This window comes from Jannaschia formosa (assembly GCF_003340555.1).
Lineage (GTDB): Bacteria > Pseudomonadota > Alphaproteobacteria > Rhodobacterales > Rhodobacteraceae > Jannaschia > Jannaschia formosa.
On sequence record NZ_QPLJ01000021.1, the window covers coordinates 49,814 to 69,635 of the forward strand.

The following is a 19,822-nucleotide window of genomic DNA, read 5'->3' on the forward strand; positions in this document are numbered from 1 at the left end:
CGCGCGGCCGTCCTCGGGCTTGCCGGCATGGCCTGCCGCGCGCGGCGTCCCGCCAATGACCGCCTGACATGCAGTTCGGCCCCCACCTTCTGCTCGCCATCCTCGAAGGGCTCGTCACCGCATCCATCCTGTCGCTGACGGCGATGGGGCTCAGCCTCGTCTTCGGCGTGATGCGCGTGGTCAACGTCGCCCACGGCGAGGCGTACATGCTGGGCGCCGTGCTCGCCTGGTGGGTAACGGGGCTGATCGCCGGGCACCCGGCAGCGGGCTTCGTCATCGCCGCCATCGCGGCGCCCTTGATCATGGGCGCGCTTGCCGTGGCTTCCGACCGGCTGGTGCTGAAGCGGCTGAACTACGATCCCGACCGGACCATCGTGGCGACCATCGGCCTGCTCTACATCGCACAGCAGACGACGCTGATGAGTTTCGGCCCCGACGCCCGCCCCGTCGAGCCGCCCTTCAACCAGCGCATCGCCCTGCCCTGGCTGGAGCGGACCGAGGAGGGCTGGGCCTGGTTCTATCCCTGGGGCCTGTCGATCACCTCCTACAAGCTGTTCGTCATCGCCGCGGCGGCCCTGATCCTGGTGGCGATCTGGCTCATCATCACCCGCACCCGTGCGGGCCTTCTGATGCGCGCGACCCAGCAGGACAGCGAGACGGCGCAGGCCTTCGGCATCCCGGTCGGCACGGTCTACAGCGTCGTCTTCGGCATCGGCGCGGCGCTGGCTGCGCTGGGCGCGGTGCTGGTCGTGCCGATCCAGCAGGCGCATTACCTGATGGGGGGCGAACCGCTGCTGCTGTCGTTCATCGTCGTCATCATCGGCGGGCTCGGGTCGCTGCCGGGCACCGTGATCGCGGCGCTGCTGATCGGGCTGTCGGACGGGATCATCTCGGTCTTCTTCTCGCCGACGCTGGCCAAGATCATCGCCACGCTGCTCGTCGCGATGGTGCTGGTCTTCCGCCCGCGGGGCCTGCTGGGCAAGGCCCCGGCGTGAGCGAGCGCCTGCGCACCGACGCGCTGCATCTGGGTGTGATCGCCCTGCTCGTCGTGCTGTTCCTGACGCTCCCGACCTATTACGCGGGCAACCTGAGCCGGATCATGGTGCTGGCGATCTACGCCATCGGCTACAACCTGCTCTTCGGATACACGGGCCTGCTCAGCCTCGGACATGCGATGTTCTTCGCGGCGGGGATGTACGGCTACGGGCTGACGGCGCAGCTGGCGGGCTGGCCCGCCCTCCCGGCCTTCGCCCTGGGCATCCTCGCGGGGGCCGCGCTGGGCCTCGTGGTCGGGGCGCTGGCGCTGCGCACGGCGGGGGTGGCCTTCATGATCGTGACGCTGATGTTCGCGCAATCGGCCTATCTGACGATCCTCTATTTCGGCACCTGGACGCGGGGCGACGAGGGCTTCGTCGTCCCCGGCGTGGCGCGCGTCGTCCTCGGCATCGACCTCTCCGGCGAGACCGAACGCTTCGTCGCCGCCCTCATCCTCTTCTCGCTGGTCCTGCTGGTCAGCGGACGCCTCGTGCGCTCGCGCCTCGGCCGCACGCTCGTCGCCATCCGCGAGAACGAGGAGAGGACGCGGATGCTGGGCTACGACGCGACCCGGCTGAAGCTGATCGCGATCACCGTCTCGGCGGCGCTGTCGGGGCTGGCGGGGGCGGCCTATGCGCTGCTCTTCGGCTATGTCGGGGCCAGCTTCGCCGCCGTCCCCTATTCCATCTTCCCGCTGCTCTGGGTGCTGCTGGGCGGGGCGGGCACGACCGTCGGGCCGCTGATCGGCGTGTTCTTCATGTTCTACCTGATCGACACGGCCTCGGGCATCACGCTGGCCTACATGCTGATCGCGGGGCTGGCGCTGGTGCTGCTGACGCTCTTCGCGCCGCAGGGCATCGCGGGTCTTGTCAGGCGGAGGGTCCGGTGGCTTCCGTGACCTCCCGCCCCATCCTCGAGACGCGCGGGCTGACCAAGCTTTACGGGGGCCTCGCAGCCAACACCGATGTCGATTTCCAGCTTCCGGCCGGGCGGATCACGGCGCTGATCGGGCCGAACGGGGCGGGCAAGTCCACCTTCGTCGGCATGGTCACGGGGCGGATCCCGGCCACGCGCGGGCAGGTCATCTTCGAGGGGCGCGACATCTCGGCCCTGCCCGCCCATGCGCGGATCGGGCTGGGCATGGCCTACACGTTCCAGATCACCTCGATCTTCCCCGGTCTCGACGTGCGCGAGAACGTGGCGCTGGCGGCGCGCCGCAAGACGGATGGTGCCCACCTCGGGGCCAAGGTCGGCGCCGCGCTCGCCCGCGTCGGGCTCGCGGACCGGGCCGATGCCGTCGCGGGCGACCTGAGCTATGGGCATCAGCGCCTGCTGGAGATCGCGATGGGGCTGGCGCAGGACCCGAAGCTCTTCATCCTCGACGAGCCGACCCAGGGCCTGGCCGAGAGCGAGGTCGCCGGCTTCGTCGCCCTGATCCGCGACCTGGCAGGCGAGACCACGATCCTGCTGATCGAGCACAACATGGACGTGGTCATGCAGGCCGCGGACCATATCGTGGTGCTCGACCAAGGGATGGTGCTGGCCTCGGGCGAGCCGCAGGCGATCCGCGCCGACCGAGCCGTGCAGGCCGCCTATCTGGGCACCGCCGATGCTTGAGGCGACCGGGCTCCGCGCCGCCTACGGCCCGGTCGAAGTGCTGCACGACGTGTCGCTGACGGCCCGCGCCGGAGAGATCACCTGCCTGCTGGGCCGCAACGGCGCAGGCAAGAGTTCGACCCTGAAGGCAATCCTAGGCCTGCTCCCGCCCAGCCGGGGCACCGTCACGCTGGACGGCGCCGCGCTGCACGCCCTGCCCGCGCACGAGATCCCGAAGCGCGGCATAGGCTACGTCCCCCAGGGCCGCCGCCTGTTCAGGGAACTGACCGTCGCCGAGACCATCGAGGTCGGGCTGATGACGCGCGGCGAGGGCCGCGAGACACGCGACTGGGTCCTGGACCTCTTCCCCCGCCTGCGAGAACGGCTGGGCCAGCAGGCCGGTACGCTCTCGGGCGGGGAGCAGCAGATGCTGGCGACGGCGCGCGCGCTCTGCCTGCGCCCCAAGGTCCTGCTGCTGGACGAGCCGACCGAGGGGCTGCAGCCCTCGATGATCGACCTGATCCGCGACGTGACCGTCCGGATGCGCGACGAGGGCTACGCCATCCTGCTGGTCGAGCAGCGGATGGACGCGATCCTCGACCTCGCCGACCGGGCCGTCTTCCTGGAGACCGGGCGCAGCGTCGAGACGGTCGCGCGTGCCGACCTCACCCCCCAAACCCTCCACCGCCGACTGGGAGTCTGACCATGTCCAAGCTCGTCATCCGCAACATCGGCTCCATCCTCTCGGGCCGGATCGAGGAGCCGCGGCTCGACGGGGACACGCTGATCGCCCTGGACGGGCGGATCGCGGAATGGGGCACCGGTCTCGACACCGAAGGCGCCGACCTCACTGTCGACGCGAAGGGCGTCACCCTCGCCCCGGGCCTGATCGACAGCCACGTCCACCCGGTCGTCGGCGACTACACCCCGCGCCAGCAGCAGCTTCACTGGATCGACAGCACCCTGCATGGCGGCGTCACGACGATCATCTCGGCCGGAGAGGTCCACATGCCCGGCCGCCCGAACGACCCGGTCGGCACCGTCGCCATGGCGATCGCGGCGCAGCGCTGGTACGACAACCTCCGCCCGTCGGGGATGAAGGTCCATGCCGGCGCGCCGCTCCTCCAGAAGGGGCTGGAGCGGCACCATTTCGAGCAGATGGCGGCGGCGGGCGTGCGGCTCATCGGCGAGGTCGGCCTCGGCACCGTGAAGGACGGCAGGACCGCGCGCGAGATGATCGGCTGGGCGCGCGAGCTCGGGATGCAGTCCACGATCCACACCGGCGGGCCGTCGATCCCCGGCTCGGGCCTGATCGACGCCGACATGGTGCTGGAGACCGGGACCGACGTGGTCGGCCATATCAACGGTGGCCATTCCGCTTTGCCCGACGAGCAGATCACGCGGCTCTGCGAGCACTGCACCTCCGCGCTGGAGATCGTCCATAACGGCAACGAGCGCGCGGCGCTCCTGACGCTGAACACCGCGCGGGAGCTGGGCAAGCTCGACCAGATCATCCTCGGCACGGACGGCCCCGCCGGGTCCGGAGTGCAGCCGCTGGGCATCCTTCGCATGATCGCGATGCTGTCGTCCCTGGGCGACGTCCCCGCCGAGACGGCATTCTGTTTCGCGACCGGAAACACGGCGCGGATGCGCGACCTGGACGTCGGAATCATCGAGAAGGGCCGCGCCGCCGATTTCGTGCTTCTGGACCAGGCCCAGCACGCGCCGGGGCGCGACATGCTGCAGTCGATCGAGCTCGGAAACCTGCCTGGCGTCGGCATGACGATCATCGACGGCAAGGTCACATCGATGCGAAGCCGCAACACCCCTCCTGCGAGACGCTTGCCAGAGACGGTCTGATAGCGCTATCGGGCGCGGGAACGTCTCCGCGCGCAATGCCGCAGGAGCCGCGCTGACGGGTGACGTTCCCCGTCCGGAAGTTTAAATGCTGCCGGATGCCGGACGACGTGTTCGGCCTGTAACAGTTTCCGGGCCCCTTCGGGCCGCAGAGGATATCCGATGCCGAAAGACACCCTGACGCTGCCGACCGCAACGGCCTTCGCCGATGACGTCCTGTCTCATCTTCGGGTCACGCTCGCCAAACGGGCCTCCGGCGCGACGCGCCATGACTGGCGCGTGGCCCTGTCGCTCGCCATCCGCGACCGCGTGGTGGAGCCCTGGCTCGCCAGCGTGGACCGGACCTACGCCGCCAACGGAAAGCGGGTCTACTACCTCTCTCTCGAATTCCTGATCGGCCGCCTGATCGAGGACGTGACCATCAATCTCGGCCTCGAGGACGTCGCCCGCGAGGCGATGGAGAGCCTCGGCCAGGATTACCAGTCCCTCGTCGCCGAGGAGCCCGACGCCGCGCTCGGCAATGGCGGTCTCGGCCGCCTCGCCGCCTGCTTCATGGACAGCCTCTCGACGCTCGGCATTCCGGCCCATGGCTACGGCATCCGCTACGAGCACGGCCTGTTCGAGCAGCACTTCAAGGGCGGCGTGCAGATCGAGACAGCCGAGGCCTGGCTGGCCGAGCACCATGTCTGGGAGTTCGAGCGCCCCGAGGTCCGCTACGACATCGGCTTCGGCGGCCATGTCGACTACGACGCCGAGGGCCGCGCCACCTGGCACCCCGCCGAAGAGGTGATCGCCCAGGGCTACGACACGCCGACCGTCGGCTGGCAGGCCGCCTGGGTGAACACGCTGCGGCTCTGGGCGGCGAAGCCGATCGTCCATTTCGACCTGGAGGCGTTCAACCGCGGCGACTTCATCGGCGCCACCGCCTCCGAAGCGCTGGCCCGGACGCTGTCGCGCGTCCTCTACCCCGACGACACGACCGAGCAGGGCCGCACGCTGCGGCTGAAGCAGGAATACTTCTTCGTCGCCGCCTCGCTGCGCGACCTGCTGCGCCGGCACCTCTTCGAGGGCCACGCGCTTTCGGAGCTGCCGGACCACGTCGCCATCCAGCTCAACGACACCCACCCGGCCCTGGCCGGGCCGGAGCTGATACGGCTGCTGGTCGACGAGCACGGGATGGCCTTCGCCGAGGCGATGAGGACCGCCCGCGCCTGCCTCGGCTACACCAACCACACCCTGCTGCCCGAGGCGCTGGAGCGCTGGTCCGAAGGGCTGATGAAGCAGGTCCTGCCGCGGCACTACGCGATCATCTGCCTGCTCAACATGGAATCGCTGGACGAGACCGGGATCGCGATCCTCGAGAACGGCTCGGTGAAGATGGGCGAGCTGGCCTTCTTCATGGCCCACAAGGTCAACGGCGTCTCCGCGCTGCATACCGAGCTGGTCAAGGAGACGCTCTTCGCCGACCTGCACCGGTCCTATCCCGACCGGATCGTGAACCAGACCAACGGCGTCACGCCGCGCCGCTGGATCCATTCCGCCAACCCGGCGCTGTCGTCGCTCATCACCGAGACGATCGGTGAGGGCTGGGTCTCGGACCTCGAACGCCTGCGCGAACTTGAACCGCATGTCGGAACGGCCTCGTTCGACGAGGCCTTCGCGGTCGCCAAGCGCGCGAACAAGGCGCGGCTGTCGGACTGGGTCGCCCGCGAGACCGGCATGGCGCTCGACCCCGACGCGATGTTCGACATCCAGATCAAGCGCATCCACGAATACAAGCGCCAGCTTCTCAACATTCTCGAGACGGTCGCGCTGTGGAACGAGATCCGCGACGACCCGAACGGCGGCTGGACGCCGCGGGTGAAGATCTTCGGCGGCAAGGCCGCGCCGGGCTACGTCATGGCCAAGTCGATCATCCGGCTCATCAACGACGTGGCCGAGACGGTGAACGCCGACCCGGTGACGCGCCACCTGCTGCGGGTCGTCTACCCGGAGAACTACAACGTCTCGATGGCCGAGCGGCTGATCCCGGCCTGCGACCTCAGCGAGCAGATCTCGACCGCCGGCAAGGAGGCGTCGGGCACCGGCAACATGAAGCTGTCGCTCAACGGCGCGCTGACCGTCGGCACGCTCGACGGCGCGAATGTCGAGATCCGGGAGCATGTCGGCGCCGAGAACTTCTTCCTCTTCGGCCTGACCGCCGACGAGGTCGGTGCCCGGCGCACGAGGCCCGGCCATGCCCGCGCCGCCATCGAGGCGAGCCCGCGGCTGAAGCGCGTGCTGGGCCAGATCGCCAACGGCCTGTTCTCGGGCGGCGAGGCGCGCTACGGCGACATCCTGGGCATGCTGTGGGACACGGACTACTTCCTCGTCACCGCGGATTTCGACAGCTACTACGACATCCAGCGGCAGATCGACGTCGCCTATCGCGATCGCGCCGAGTGGACGCGGAAGGCGGCCCTCCAGACCGCGCGGATGGGGTGGTTCAGCTCCGACCGCACGATTGCGGGTTACGCAAAGGACATCTGGGGGGCAAAGTCGCTTCTGTAACGGAAGGGGGCCCGGATGACCGCCACGGCCGAGGACGACATCGCACGCATCGTTTCGGGAACCCATGACGACCCGTTCTCGATCCTCGGCCTGCACGATGTCGGCGGCAAGCTGGTCCTCCGGGCCTTCGTCCCCGGCGCCACCGCGATGGAGGCGCTGGACGCGAGGACGGGGCGCCGGATCGCGGCGCTCCGCCACCTGCGCGACGGGTTCTTCGAGGGCGCGACCCGGCGCAAGAGCCGCTTCGCCTACCGCCTGCGCGTCACCAGCGGCGACGACGTCTGGGAGACGGGCGACCCCTACGCCTTCGGCCCGGTCATGGGCGCGCTCGACGAGCACCTGATCGGCGAAGGCTCCCACCGGCAGCTCTGGCGCGTGCTGGGTGCCCACGTGATGACGCACGAAGGCGCCCTCGGCACGCATTTCGCGGTCTGGGCGCCGAACGCCCGCCGCGTCTCGGTCGTGGGCGACTTCAACCTCTGGGACGGGCGCCGCACGCCGATGCGCCGCCGCGGCGCCACCGGCGTGTGGGAGATCTTCGTCCCCGGCCTCGGCGACGGCGCGCACTACAAGTACGAGATTCTCGGCCCGAACGGCGACCTGCTGCCGCAGAAGGCCGACCCGTTCGGCTTCGGGTCCGAGCATCCGCCCGCCACCGCCTCGGTCGTGCGCGGGCTCGACGGGTTCGACTGGTCTGACGCCGACTGGCTGGGCCGCCGCGGCGCGGCCATCGCCGTCGACGCGCCCGTCTCGATCTACGAGGTCCATCTCGGATCGTGGAAGCGCGTCCCGGAGGAGGCCGATCGCCGCCTCTCCTACCTCGAACTGGCCGCCGATCTGGTGACCTACGCCAAGGACATGGGCTTCACCCACATCGAGCTGATGCCGATCAGCGAGTTTCCCTTCGACGGTTCCTGGGGCTACCAGCCGGTTGGCCTCTTCGCGCCGACGATCCGCCATGGCACACTGCAGGAGTTCCGCGCCTTCGTGGAGGCCTGCCACGCCGCCGGGCTGGGCCTGATCCTCGACTGGGTGCCCGGTCACTTCCCCGAGGATGCGCACGGGCTGGGCCGGTTCGACGGCACCCATCTCTACGAACATGCCGACCGGCGCGAGGGCTTCCATCCCGACTGGAACACGCTGGTCTTCAACTACGGCCGCGCCGAGGTGGCGAACTACCTGACGGCCAACGCGCTCTACTGGCTGGACGAGCATCACGTCGACGGGCTGCGCGTCGACGCGGTGGCCTCGATGCTCTACCGCGACTACTCCCGCAAGCACGGCGAATGGGTCCCGAACCGCCATGGTGGGCGCGAGAACCTCGAGGCCATCGCCTTCCTCCAGTCCACCAATGCGACCGCCTATGGCGCGCTGGACGGGATCGCGATGATGGCCGAGGAATCGACGGCCTTCCCTGCCGTGACCGGGATGGTCGATAGCGGCGGGCTCGGCTTCGGCTACAAGTGGAACATGGGGTGGATGAACGACACCCTGCGCTACATGGCCGAGGACCCGGTCAACCGGAAGCACCATCACGGGCTGATGACCTTCGGCCTGCACTACGCCTTCAGCGAGAACTTCATCCTGCCGATCAGCCATGACGAGGTGGTGCACGGCAAGGGCAGCCTGCTCGGCAAGATGCCCGGCGAGGGCGAGACGAAGTTCGCGAACCTGCGCGCCTATCTGGGGTTCATGTGGACGCATCCGGGCAAGAAGCTGCTGTTCATGGGCTGCGAGTTCGCGCAGGGGCGCGAGTGGAACCACGACGCCTCGCTCGACTGGCACCTGCTCGACCATCCGCTCCACCGGGGCGTCCAGAGCCTCGTGCGTGACCTGAACGCCGCCTACCGGGCCGTGCCCGCCCTGCACGAACGGGACACGAAGGCCGAGGGCTTCGACTGGATCGAGGGCGGCGCGACCGAAGAGTCGCTCTTCGTCTGGCTGCGCCGGGGCGCGGAGGGCACGCCGCCCGCCCTGGTCGTCTGCAACATGACCCCCGTCCCCCGCCCCGCCCGCCGCATCGGCGTGCCGGAGCCGGGACGCTGGGTCCTGCGCCTGAACACCGACGCGGCCGGGTATGGCGGCTGGGGCACCGGCACGGCGCCCGCGCACGAAACGGAGGACGTTCCCTGTTCGGGCCGGCCATATTCGGTCATCATGGACGTGCCGCCGCTTTCCACGCTCATCTTCGAGCGGGAGACGACCGAAACCGAGGGAGGAGACCCGCAATGATCGACGATCGCGAATCGCAGCGCCTGGCACAGCAGAGCATGGCCTTCGTCCTGGCGGGGGGCCGGGGCAGCCGGCTCTACGAACTGACGGACAGGCGGGCGAAGCCGGCGATGTATTTCGGCGGCAAGAGCCGGATCATCGACTTCCCCCTCTCGAACTCGGTCAATTCGGGCATTCGCCGCATCGGCGTCGCCACGCAGTACAAGGCCCATTCGCTGATCCGCCACCTGCAGCGCGGCTGGTCCTTCTTCCGCGCCGAGCGCAACGAGGGCCTCGATATCCTGCCGGCCTCCCAGCAGATGGGCAACGACAACTGGTATCGCGGCACGGCCGACGCGGTGGCGCAGAACATCGACATCATCCGCAGCTACGCGCCAAAATACATCATCATCCTGGCGGGAGATCACATCTACAAGCAGGACTACTCGCTGATGATCAAGCACCACGTCGATTCGGGCGCGGACGTCACCGTCGGCTGCATCGAGGTCCCGCGGGAGGAGGCATCGGCCTTCGGCGTGATGCATGTCGACGAGAGCGACAAGATCCTCGACTTCATGGAGAAGCCCGCCGACCCGCCCGCCATGCCGGGCCATCCCGATCTCGCGCTGGCCTCGATGGGCATCTACGTCTTCGAGAGCGAGTATCTCTTCGGCCTGCTCGAGAAGGACGCCGAGGACCCCGACAGCGAGAACGACTTCGGCAAGAACATCATCCCGGCCATCGTCCGCGACGGGCTGGCGATCGCTCACCCGTTCAGCCGTTCCTGCGTGCGCACCGGGATCGAGAAGAAGGCCTACTGGCGCGACGTCGGCACCGTCGACGCCTTCTGGCAGGCCAATATCGACCTGACCGACTTCGAGCCCGAGTTCGACCTCTACGACACGGACTGGCCGATCTGGACCAACCAGGAGCTGACCGCACCGGCCAAGTTCATCCACAACGAGGAGGGGCGGAAGGGCCATGCCGTCTCGTCGATGGTCTCGGGCAACTGCATCATCTCCGGCTCGCGCCTCGACCGCTGCCTGCTCTTCACGGGCGTGCGCACCCATTCCTACGCGGAACTGTCGGGCGTGGTCGCGATGCCCTATGCCAATATCGGGCGCCGGGCGCGGCTGACCAACGTCGTGATCGACCGCGGCGTGCAGATCCCCGAGGACCTCGTCGTCGGCGAGGACCCGGAAGCGGACGCGCGGCGCTTCCGGCGCACGAAGAACGGTATCTGCCTCATCACCCAGAAGATGATCGACGCGCTGGACGACTGAATGCAGATCCTCTTCGTCGCGTCCGAATGCGCGCCCTTCGTCAAGACCGGCGGCCTTGCGGATGTCATCGGGGCGGTGCCCAAGGCGCTGGCTCCACTGGGCGCGGATGTCCGCGTCCTGCTGCCGGCCTATCCGGCGCTTTCGGCGCAGCTCGGGGCGGGCGAGACAGTGCTCGACCTGGGCGAGCTGATGGGCGGCCCCGCCCGGGTGGTTGCCGCGCGGGCGCAGGGGATCGACCTGCTGCTGCTCGACGCGCCGCATCTCTTCGAGCGGGCGGGAAACATCTATCTCGGCCCCGACGGTCGGGACTGGCCCGACAACTGGGCGCGCTTCGCCGCGCTCTCGAAGGTGGGCGCGATGATCGCGCAGGGGGCGCTGGACGGCTGGGCGCCGGACGTGGTCAACGCCCATGACTGGCAGGCGGGTCTGGTGCCCGCCTATCTCGCCGCCGCCGGCTCGCGGGTGCCGACAGTCGTGACGATCCACAACATCGCCTTCCAGGGCGTCTTCGGCGCCGACATCCTCGGCCCCATCGGCCTGCCGCCCGACTGGCACCAGATCGACCGGGGAGAATACTACGGCGGCTTCAGCTACCTGAAGGCCGGGCTCATGTCCTGCGACCGCATCACCACCGTCTCGCCGACCTACGCGCGGGAGCTGATGCGCCCGGAATACGGGATGGGGCTCGACGGCGTCATGCGCGCCCGCCGTGCCGACCTGTCGGGCATCGTCAACGGCATCGACCTCGACGCCTGGAACCCCGAGACCGACCCGGCCCTCCCCGCCCCCTACGACGCCCGCAGCCTGCGCCGGAAGGGCGCCAATCGCGACGCGCTGATGGCCCGCTTCGGGCTGGAGCCGGGGGCCGGGCCGCTCTTTTGCGTGATCTCCCGGCTGACGGAGCAGAAGGGGCTCGACCTGCTGGTCGAGGCGATCCCCGCCCTGCTCGCCCGCGACGCCCGGCTCGCGCTGCTGGGCGGCGGCGAGCGCTGGATGGAAGAGGCCTTCGCCTCTGCCGCCGCGCGCCATCCGGGCCGGATCGGCGCGGTGATCGGCTATGACGAGACGCTCTCGCACCTGATCCAGGGCGGCGCCGACGCGATCCTGATCCCCTCGCGCTTCGAGCCCTGCGGCCTGACCCAGCTCTACGGGCTGCGCTACGGCACGGTGCCGGTGGTCGCGCGCACCGGCGGGCTGGCCGACACGGTGATCGACGCGAACCCCGCCGCGCTGGATGCCGGCGTGGCAACCGGGGTGCAGTTCACTCCGGTCGACGCGCTGGGTCTTCAGGACGCCATCGACCGGACCTGCGAGCTGTTCGACCGGCCGCGGGACTGGGCGGCGATCCAGCGGCGGGGCATGAAGCAGCCGGTCGGCTGGCACGCGTCGGCCGAGGCTTACCTCTCGCTGTTCCAGTCGCTGATCTGACATGAGAGCACCCGTGATCGAGGCCGGCTCCCCGCTGACGATGGGGGTGACCCATGAGGGACAGGGCGCGAACTTCGCCGTCTTCTCGGCCAATGCGACGCAGGTCGATCTCTGCCTCTTCTCGGAAGACGGAAAGACCGAGATGGCCCGCCTGCCCATGCCGGAACGCACGGGCCCGGTCTGGCACGGCTACGTCCCCGGCCTGCGCCACGGCCAGCTCTACGGCTACCGCGCCCACGGGGTCTATGCGCCCGAGCAGGGCCACCGCTTCAATCCCCACAAGCTGCTGGTCGACCCCTATACGCACGAGCTGGCGGGGCCCTTCGTCCACGATCCGGCGATCTACGGCTACGACCGGCGGCACCCGAAGCGCGACCTCACGATGTCGAAGACCGACAGCGCGCCCTTCGTCCCGAAATCCGTCATCTCGCATCCCGACCTGTTCGAGCCACCGCTCGCCCCCCTCGACGGCGCGCCGCTCTCGGAGCTGATCTACGAGGCCCATCCCAAGGGCCTCACGATGCGCCACCCGGAGGTGGAGGCGCGGCTGCGCGGCACCTACGAGGGGCTCTGCTCCGACCCGATCCTCGACCACCTGACCCGGCTCGGCGTCTCCACCATCGAGCTTCTGCCCGTCCACGCCTTCATCGACGACGGCTTCCTCGTCGAGAAGGGCCTGAGAAACTACTGGGGCTACAACACCATCGGCTTCTTTGCACCGGAGCCGCGCTATTTCGGACCCGCGGGCTTCGCCGGCTTCCGCCAGATGGTCCGCCGCTTCCACGAGGCGGGCATCCGGGTGATCCTCGACGTCGTCTACAACCACACCGCCGAAAGCGACCATCTCGGCCCGACGCTGAGCTTCCGGGGCCTCGACAACGCCAGCTACTACCGGCTGAACCCGGGCCAGCGGCGGTTCTACGTCAACGACACCGGGACCGGGAACACGCTGGACCTGACGCAGCCCTTCGTGCTGCGGATGGTGCTGGATTCCCTGCGCTTCTGGGTGGAGCGGATGGGCGTGGACGGGTTCCGCTTCGATCTCGGCACCACGCTCGGGCGCGAGGATCACGGCTTCGATCCCAAGGGCGGCTTCTTCGACGCGCTGCGCCAGGACCCGGTCCTGGCGAAGACGCGGCTGATCGCCGAGCCCTGGGACATCGGCCCCGGCGGCTACCGGCTGGGCGAGTTCCCGCACGAGTTCGGCGAATGGAACGACCGGTTCCGCGACACCGCCCGCCATTACTGGCGCGGCGACGACCATGCCACGCAGGAGCTGGGCGGACGGCTGCTCGGCTCCGCCGACCGGTTCGACCGCGACGGGCGGCGGCCGTGGTCCTCGATCAACTTCCTGACTGCCCATGACGGCTTCACCCTCGCCGACCTGACCCGCTACTCGCAGAAGCGCAACGACGCCAATGGCGAGGGCAACCGCGACGGCCATTCCCACAACGTCTCGGAGGCGATGGGGGTCGAGGGGCCGACGGACGATCCGGCGATCACTGCCGTCCGCGCGCTGCGCGCCCGCAACCTGCTCGCCACGCTGCTCCTCGCGCAGGGCACGCCGATGTTGCTGGCGGGGGACGAGCTGGGCAATTCGCAGGCCGGCAACAACAACGCCTATTGCCAGGACAACGAGATCGGCTGGGTCGACTGGACCGGCGACCCGGTCCTGACCGCCTTCACCGCGCGCCTCTCGACGTTCCGCCGCGACCATGCGGTGCTGCGGCAGAGCCATTTCCTGCACGGACGCCGCCGTCCCGCCGACCGCCTGCCCGACGTGGACTGGCGCGATTTCGACGGCCAGCCGCTGGAATGGCGCGACCCGGGACTCGACCGGCTGGTGCTGGTGCTGCGCGCCTCGGCCGAGACGACCGTGCCCGAGGACGACCGCGACGCGGTGCTGATCGTCTTCAACCGCTCCGACCGGCCGGGCCGCGTGGTCCTGCCCCGCCCGCCCGACGGCGCGCGCTGGGTGCGCCACATCGACACCGCAGCACCCGGCGCCGACCCCGTGCGCGAGACCGGAACCGCGCCCGTCGCCGGTGCGTCGGTCACCGCACTCTCCCTGGAATTCGAAGGAGGACAGACATGACCCGTCACGCCACGCAGCCGATCGAAGGCCAGAAGCCCGGGACCTCCGGCCTGCGCAAGAAGACCCGGGTGTTCATGCAGCCCGGCTATCTCGAGAACTTCGTGCAGAGCATCTTCGACGGGATCGGCGGCGCCTCGGGCAAGACCTTCGTCCTCGGCGGCGACGGCCGCTTCTTCAACGCCAAGGCGATCCAGACGATCCTGAAGATGGCCGCTGCCAACGGCGCCGCCCGGGTGATCGTCGGGCAAGACGGCCTGCTCTCGACCCCCGCCGCCTCGCATCTCATCCGCCTGAACGGGACCGATGGCGGCATCATCCTGTCGGCCAGCCACAATCCCGGCGGCCCGGACGAGGATTTCGGCATCAAGTTCAACACCCCGAACGGCGGCCCCGCCCCCGAGGGCGTCACCAACGCCATCTTCGCGCGCACCCAGACGATCGACGGCTACCAAAAGCTCGACGCGCCGGACGTGGACCTCGGCGCGCTGGGCGAGACCTCGGTGGGCGAGATGGCGGTGACGGTCGTGGACCCGGTCGAGGATTACGAGGCGCTGATGGCCTCGATCTTCGACTTCGACGCCATCCGGGCGATGATCGCGGGCGGCTTCACGATCAGCTTCGACGCGATGCACGCGGTGACCGGCCCCTATGCCGCGAAGATCCTCGAAGGCACGCTCGGCGCGCCCGCGGGCTCGGTCGTGAACGGCACGCCATCGCCGGATTTCGGCGGCGGGCACCCGGACCCGAACCCGGTCTGGGCCAGGGCGCTGATGGACCGGATGATGGGCGAGGACGCGCCGGATTTCGGCGCCGCCTCGGACGGGGACGGCGACCGCAACATGATCGTCGGGCGGAACTGCTACGTCTCCCCCTCCGACAGCCTCGCCGTTCTGGCGGCGAACGCGACCCCTGTCCCGGCCTATGCGAAGGGCTTGGCCGGCGTCGCGCGGTCGATGCCGACCAGCGCCGCCGCAGACCGCGTGGCCGAGAGGCTGGGCATCGGCCTCTACGAGACGCCGACGGGCTGGAAATTCTTCGGCAACCTGCTGGATGCGGGGAAGGTGACCATCTGCGGCGAGGAAAGCGCGGGGACCGGGTCGGACCATGTGCGCGAGAAGGACGGGCTCTGGGCCGTCCTGTTCTGGCTGAACCTGCTGGCGGCACGGAAGCTGTCGGTCGCCGAGGTGATGGCCGACCACTGGGCGACCTACGGGCGCAACTACTACACGCGGCTCGACTTCGAGGCGGTTCCGACCGAGGCGGCGGCGGCGCTGATGGACGGCGTGCGCGACCGGCTGGGCGACCTGCCGGGCCAGAGCTTCGGCGATCTGACCGTCGAGAGCGCGGACGAGTTCTCCTACCACGACCCGGTCGATGGCTCCGAGAGCCACGGGCAGGGTCTGCGCATCTGGTACGAGGGCGGCGCCCGTGCCGTGCTGCGCACCTCCGGCACCGGGACCGAGGGCGCGACGATCCGCTGCTACCTCGAGGCCTACGACGCCGAGACGCTGGACGACCCGGCGAAGCTCGACCCGGTGCGCACGGCGACGATGGAGCTGGCCGGGTTCCGGACGCATATCGGCCGGACCGAGCCGGACGTCACCACCTGACACCGGCGCCCGGCGCGGCCCGGATCGGCATGCGCGGCTGCATCCCGGCAAGCTTGCCGAGGCAGCGGCCCAGCACCTCCCGTTCGCGGGCGGTGAACTGTTCCGACAGGGCCTCGTCATAGCGGCGGGCGGCGTCGACCAGATCGTCGAAGACGGTCCCGCCCCGCGCGGTCAGCGACAGGCGCTCGTGCCGCCGGTCCCTCGGGTCCGTCTGCCGCGACAGCAGGCCCTTCCGCTCCAGCGCTGCGACGGCGCGCGAGACCGGCGTCTTGTGCAGCCCGGCCCGGTCGCAGATCGTCCGGGCAGTCATCTCGCCGTAGCGGCCCAGATGGAACAGCACCCGCCATTCGGTCCGCAGCATGCCGTAGCGGTCCTTGTAGTAGGAGGCGAATCCCTGACTCGTCACCTCTGCGGCTCGCGTGAGCAGATAGGGCAGGAAACCGCCCAGATCGAAATTCTCTATGCCCGCCATATCACCAGACTTTTCGTCACTCGTCATGGCCAGGCAGAGTAACGCGCTTTTTCCGCCTGCGAAGCGGGATCGAGACATTTTCCTTCAAAAGGTTAACAAATCGGTAGGGGCTTGCGCGGGAACCCGGCAGGAGGACAGCCAACGCCTCGCGCGGCTTCGGCGGCCCGTCCGCGACCGATCCGGCCGCGCCCGTCGGGGTGTGACGCGCGTCAGTTCTCGCGTAACGACCTTCTCCGACCTCTCGCATCCGCATGGAGCCTCGGCCGCGGCCCGGCGGTCGACGGCGGCAGCCAGCGTGGGTTGCCACTGAAACTGGGAAGGTCGTCGCTCCCGGACCATGGCACCGGGCGTCGGGGGCATGATCGTGCGAGAAGGTGGGAACAGGCGATGGCTCCCCGCAGCTCAGTCGAGCCCCGACCACCACGCGGCCCCCGGGCCTTGCGCCGCGCGCCCGCACGCGGCACCGTTCCCCCGGGAACCGGGAGGAAAGACGATGACGATCACACGCCGCCACACGCTCGCCCTGATGGGCGCCGCCGCCACGGGTGCGCTCGCCGCGCCCGCCATCGCGCAGGGCACGAAGCTCAAGGTCGGCGCGCTGCGCTTCACCTCGCATGCGCCGAGCTTCGTCGCGCTGGAGCGGGGCTATTTCGACGAGGCCGGGCTCGACGTCGAGCTGGAGTTCTTCCAGGCTGCGCAGCCGATGGCCGTCGCCATCGCGAGCGGAGACGTGGACTACGCCATGACCGCCATCTCGGGCGGGCTGGTGAACCTGGCCGAGAAGGGCGCGATCAAGGTGATCGGCGGCGCCCTGACCGAAGAGCAGGGGATCGACGGCCAGATGATCCTCGCCTCCGATGCGGCCTTCCAGGAGGGCGTGACCAGCCCGGCCGCCCTGGGCGGGCGCCGCTTCGGCATGACCACCGCCGGGTCGAGCTTCCATTACATGGGATCGAAGATCGCGCAGGCCGAGGGCGTCGACATGACCTTCGTGCCGCTCCAGAAGGTCCCGTCGATCATCGGGGCGCTGAAGACCGGCCAGGTCGATGCCTGGACCATCGTGCCGCATATCGGCAAGCCGGTCGCCTCGGGGCCGGAGGTCCATACCATCGGCATGGTCGCCGACTACCTGCCCGACTACCAGGTCACGACGGTCTTCACCTCGACCGCCAACGCCGCCGACCGCGCCCTGACCGAGGGCTTCCTCGGCTCGCTGAGCCGCGGCATCTCGGACTACAACGACGCCATGATCGAGAAGACAGGCGGCGAGGCAGGCGTCGACGCAATGGTCGACCTGATCCACAAATATGTCTACGCCGACCAGGAGCGGGCGCGCGCCGCCCCCTCGATCATCAACGGCACGATGCGGATCAACGAGGGCGCCGCGCTGAACGTGGCCTCGGTCCGCGACCAGCTCGAATGGTTTCAGTCCGAGGGGCTGGTGGATGCGGGCATCGCGCTCGACCAGCTGATCGACCCCAGCTACGTCGAGACGGTCGGGAGCTAGTGGAGCTCTCGGTCCAGGGCCTGACCCATCGCTACGGCGAGACCGAGGTGCTGTCGGGGATCAACCTCGACATCGCCTCGGGCCGGATCGTCTGCATCGTCGGGCCCTCGGGCTGCGGCAAGTCCACGTTGCTGCGCATGATCGGCGGGCTGGAGCGGCCCACCGAAGGCGTCGTCCTGCAGGTCGGGCCGCCGCCGCCCGGCTCGCTCAACCCGCTGACCTACGTCTTCCAGGACTTCGCCCTGCTGCCCTGGCGGACGGTGGCGGGCAACGTCTCGTTGGTGCTGGAGGACCACGCCCTGCCCGACCGCACCGCCCGCATCGCCGACGTGCTGGCGCGCACCCGGCTGTCGGACTTCGCCGACGCCCTGCCCCGGCAGCTGTCCGGCGGCATGAAGCAGCGCGTCGCCATCGCCCGGGCGCTGGCCGTCGACCCGGCGGTGATGCTGATGGACGAGCCGCTCTCGGCGCTCGACGCGCAGACGCGGCAGCTGCTGATGGACGACCTCGTGGGCCTGTGGGAGCGCGAGCGCTTCACCGCGGTCTACGTGACCCACAACCTGGCCGAGGCGGTGCGGCTCGGCCACCGCGTCGTCGTGCTGTCGCGCCGCCCCGGCCGCATCCGCGAGATCGTCGAGATCGACGCGCCGCTGGGCGCGCGCGGCGCGATGGAGGAGGTGCAGGCGCATCTCTGGGGGCTGATGCGGGACGAGGCGCAGGCGGCGGATGCGGAACTGCTGGATGGCTGAAGGGTTGCGCGCCGCCGGAGGCGGCACGCCCGGGAAGCGGGGGCGGGGGGCATCGAGCCCCCCGCCCCCGCGCCTCCGGCGGGAGTATTTGCGGCCACAGGAAGGAGGCTGGACATGACCGCCGGGACGAATCCGGAGATCGCGAGGACGCTCCCGCCCGCCGACCGGGACGGGGTGCAGCCCGTGCCCTTCCGGGGTGGCGGCTTCCGCGCGACGGGCAACCGCTGGGCGGGCTTCGTCGTCTTCGCGGCGCTCATCGCCTTCGTCGAGATCGGCATAAGGCAGGGCTGGATCGGGCGGCTGACGCTGCCGCTGCCGTCGGAGGTGCTGGACGTGTTCCGCCAGCTCTGGGTGACGGGCGCGCTCTGGGACCATCTGCTGCCGTCGCTCTCGCGCTTCGCCATCGGCGGGGCGCTCGGGGCGCTGGCGGGGATCGCGCTCGGCACGGTGATCGGGCTCTTCGGCCTCGCGCGGGCGGGGCTGGTGCCGGTCGTCAGCGCGCTCTTCCCGGTGCCGAAGATCGCGCTGCTGCCGCTCTTCGTGATCTGGTTCGGCATCGGCGAGGGGTCGAAATACGCGCTGATCGCGCTGGGCACCTTCACCCCGATGGTGGTGGCGACCTATGGCGCGGTCGACAACGTGGACCGGACGCTGATCCGCATGGGCCAGTCCTTCGGCCTCGGCTGGTGGTCGATCGTGCGCAAGATCGTGCTGCCGGGCGCCCTGCCCGGCATCCTGTCGGGCCTGCGCATCGGGCTGGCCATCGCAATCATCCTGCTCGTCGCTGCCGAGATGCTGGGCGCGACCTACGGCATCGGCGCCTACATCCTGGAGGCCGGCTCGCTCTACGATCTGGAGCGGCTGTTCGCCGGCGTCGTCATCCTGTCGGTGCTGGGGGTGCTCACTTCCTCGGCCATCGGGTGGGTGGAGCGGCGGCTGCTGCGCTGGCGGAGTTGAGCGGGCGCTGGCCAATTTCCTCCGGACATCTAGGAATGACCCACTAGGCGTTCAGTCCCGGAATGTGATGGCGTGGATTGATCTTGAACCGGTCCGGCTCGTCGGTCCAGCATTTGATGACGTGCTCGTACGGTGTGAGGCCGCGTAGGGTCTTGAGGCGCCGTGCGAAGTTATAGGGGTAGCGTCCGAGCACGTGGTGTATTTTCATCGCCGTCGACGGTGTGATCCCGGGTGGTCACCGAGGTGTATGGTCGAGGTGGAGTTTGGCGACTTCAACCACGGACCCCACGGAGACGCCGATGACCAGGACCAACATGGACCTGTCCGAGCTTCTGGCCAAGCATGACCAAGGTGAGCTACTCCCCGTCGGTTGGACAGTTTCCGGGGTAGTTTAAGCTACTGCCTGCACCTGCTGATCGGTTTGGATGCCGTCGAAGTAGACCACGGCGGGCGGCTGGCCGCCATGGGCGGC

At 69.4% G+C, this 19,822-nt stretch carries 15 protein-coding genes and 1 pseudogene; 14 read left to right on the plus strand and 2 right to left on the minus strand.

Annotated elements, in window-relative coordinates; all coding sequences use genetic code 11:
• Positions 1-68: 68 nt before the first annotated feature.
• From DR046_RS17565 to DR046_RS17615, 11 genes are all read left to right on the plus strand, one after another.
• Entirely contained in the window at positions 69-995 is a 927-nt protein-coding gene (locus DR046_RS17565; RefSeq protein ID WP_115383684.1) for a branched-chain amino acid ABC transporter permease, read from the plus strand.
• A gap of 8 nt (positions 996-1,003) precedes the next feature.
• Positions 1,004-1,933 (plus strand): branched-chain amino acid ABC transporter permease, encoded by a 930-nt coding sequence (locus tag DR046_RS17570; RefSeq protein ID WP_209313612.1) that lies wholly within the window; start codon positions 1,004-1,006, stop codon positions 1,931-1,933.
• The gene (locus DR046_RS17575) at positions 1,930-2,652 is read left to right on the plus strand and encodes an ABC transporter ATP-binding protein (protein ID WP_209313611.1); all 723 of its coding nucleotides are present in this window, start codon (positions 1,930-1,932) and stop codon (positions 2,650-2,652) included. The genes DR046_RS17570 and DR046_RS17575 overlap by 4 nt, the downstream gene beginning before the upstream one ends.
• Entirely contained in the window at positions 2,645-3,334 is a 690-nt protein-coding gene (locus DR046_RS17580) for an ABC transporter ATP-binding protein (RefSeq protein WP_115383686.1), read from the plus strand. The genes DR046_RS17575 and DR046_RS17580 overlap by 8 nt, the downstream gene beginning before the upstream one ends.
• A 2-nt stretch (positions 3,335-3,336) precedes the next feature.
• A complete protein-coding gene (locus DR046_RS17585) occupies positions 3,337-4,491 on the plus strand; it encodes an amidohydrolase family protein (RefSeq protein WP_115383687.1) in 1,155 nt (384 codons plus the stop codon).
• A gap of 159 nt (positions 4,492-4,650) precedes the next feature.
• The gene (locus tag DR046_RS17590) at positions 4,651-7,038 is read left to right on the plus strand and encodes a glycogen/starch/alpha-glucan phosphorylase (RefSeq protein WP_115383688.1); all 2,388 of its coding nucleotides are present in this window, start codon (positions 4,651-4,653) and stop codon (positions 7,036-7,038) included.
• Positions 7,039-7,053: 15 nt separating this feature from the next.
• Positions 7,054-9,270 (plus strand): 1,4-alpha-glucan branching protein GlgB, encoded by a 2,217-nt coding sequence (gene glgB, locus DR046_RS17595; protein WP_115383689.1) that lies wholly within the window; start codon positions 7,054-7,056, stop codon positions 9,268-9,270.
• A complete protein-coding gene (glgC, locus tag DR046_RS17600; RefSeq protein WP_115383690.1) occupies positions 9,267-10,532 on the plus strand; it encodes a glucose-1-phosphate adenylyltransferase in 1,266 nt (421 codons plus the stop codon). Before glgB ends, glgC begins: the two co-directional genes overlap by 4 nt.
• Entirely contained in the window at positions 10,533-11,960 is a 1,428-nt protein-coding gene (gene glgA, locus DR046_RS17605) for a glycogen synthase GlgA (protein WP_115383691.1), read from the plus strand. It begins immediately after the preceding gene.
• Position 11,961: 1 nt separating this feature from the next.
• Complete coding sequence (gene glgX, locus DR046_RS17610) at positions 11,962-14,055, plus strand: glycogen debranching protein GlgX (protein WP_115383692.1); 2,094 nt, start codon at positions 11,962-11,964, stop codon at positions 14,053-14,055.
• Complete coding sequence (locus tag DR046_RS17615; RefSeq protein ID WP_115383693.1) at positions 14,052-15,665, plus strand: alpha-D-glucose phosphate-specific phosphoglucomutase; 1,614 nt, start codon at positions 14,052-14,054, stop codon at positions 15,663-15,665. The genes glgX and DR046_RS17615 overlap by 4 nt, the downstream gene beginning before the upstream one ends.
• Here the strand turns inward: DR046_RS17615 and DR046_RS17620 are convergent.
• Entirely contained in the window at positions 15,655-16,164 is a 510-nt protein-coding gene (locus DR046_RS17620) for a MarR family winged helix-turn-helix transcriptional regulator (RefSeq protein WP_245190991.1), read from the minus strand. The genes DR046_RS17615 and DR046_RS17620 overlap by 11 nt on opposite strands.
• A gap of 466 nt (positions 16,165-16,630) precedes the next feature.
• Between DR046_RS17620 and DR046_RS17625 the strand changes: the two genes are divergently transcribed.
• The 3 genes from DR046_RS17625 (at position 16,631) to DR046_RS17635 (ending at position 19,350) form a co-directional block, all read left to right on the plus strand.
• Positions 16,631-17,644 (plus strand): ABC transporter substrate-binding protein, encoded by a 1,014-nt coding sequence (locus tag DR046_RS17625; RefSeq protein ID WP_115383695.1) that lies wholly within the window; start codon positions 16,631-16,633, stop codon positions 17,642-17,644.
• A complete protein-coding gene (locus DR046_RS17630) occupies positions 17,644-18,393 on the plus strand; it encodes an ABC transporter ATP-binding protein (protein WP_115383696.1) in 750 nt (249 codons plus the stop codon). Before DR046_RS17625 ends, DR046_RS17630 begins: the two co-directional genes overlap by 1 nt.
• A 114-nt stretch (positions 18,394-18,507) precedes the next feature.
• Complete coding sequence (locus DR046_RS17635; RefSeq protein ID WP_115383697.1) at positions 18,508-19,350, plus strand: ABC transporter permease; 843 nt, start codon at positions 18,508-18,510, stop codon at positions 19,348-19,350.
• A 43-nt stretch (positions 19,351-19,393) separates the two neighbouring features.
• On the opposite strand, the pseudogene DR046_RS17640 reads toward DR046_RS17635, so the two are convergent.
• Positions 19,394-19,525: pseudogene (locus tag DR046_RS17640) on the minus strand (IS481 family transposase); the annotation flags it as partial.
• Positions 19,526-19,822: the final 297 nt, after the last annotated feature.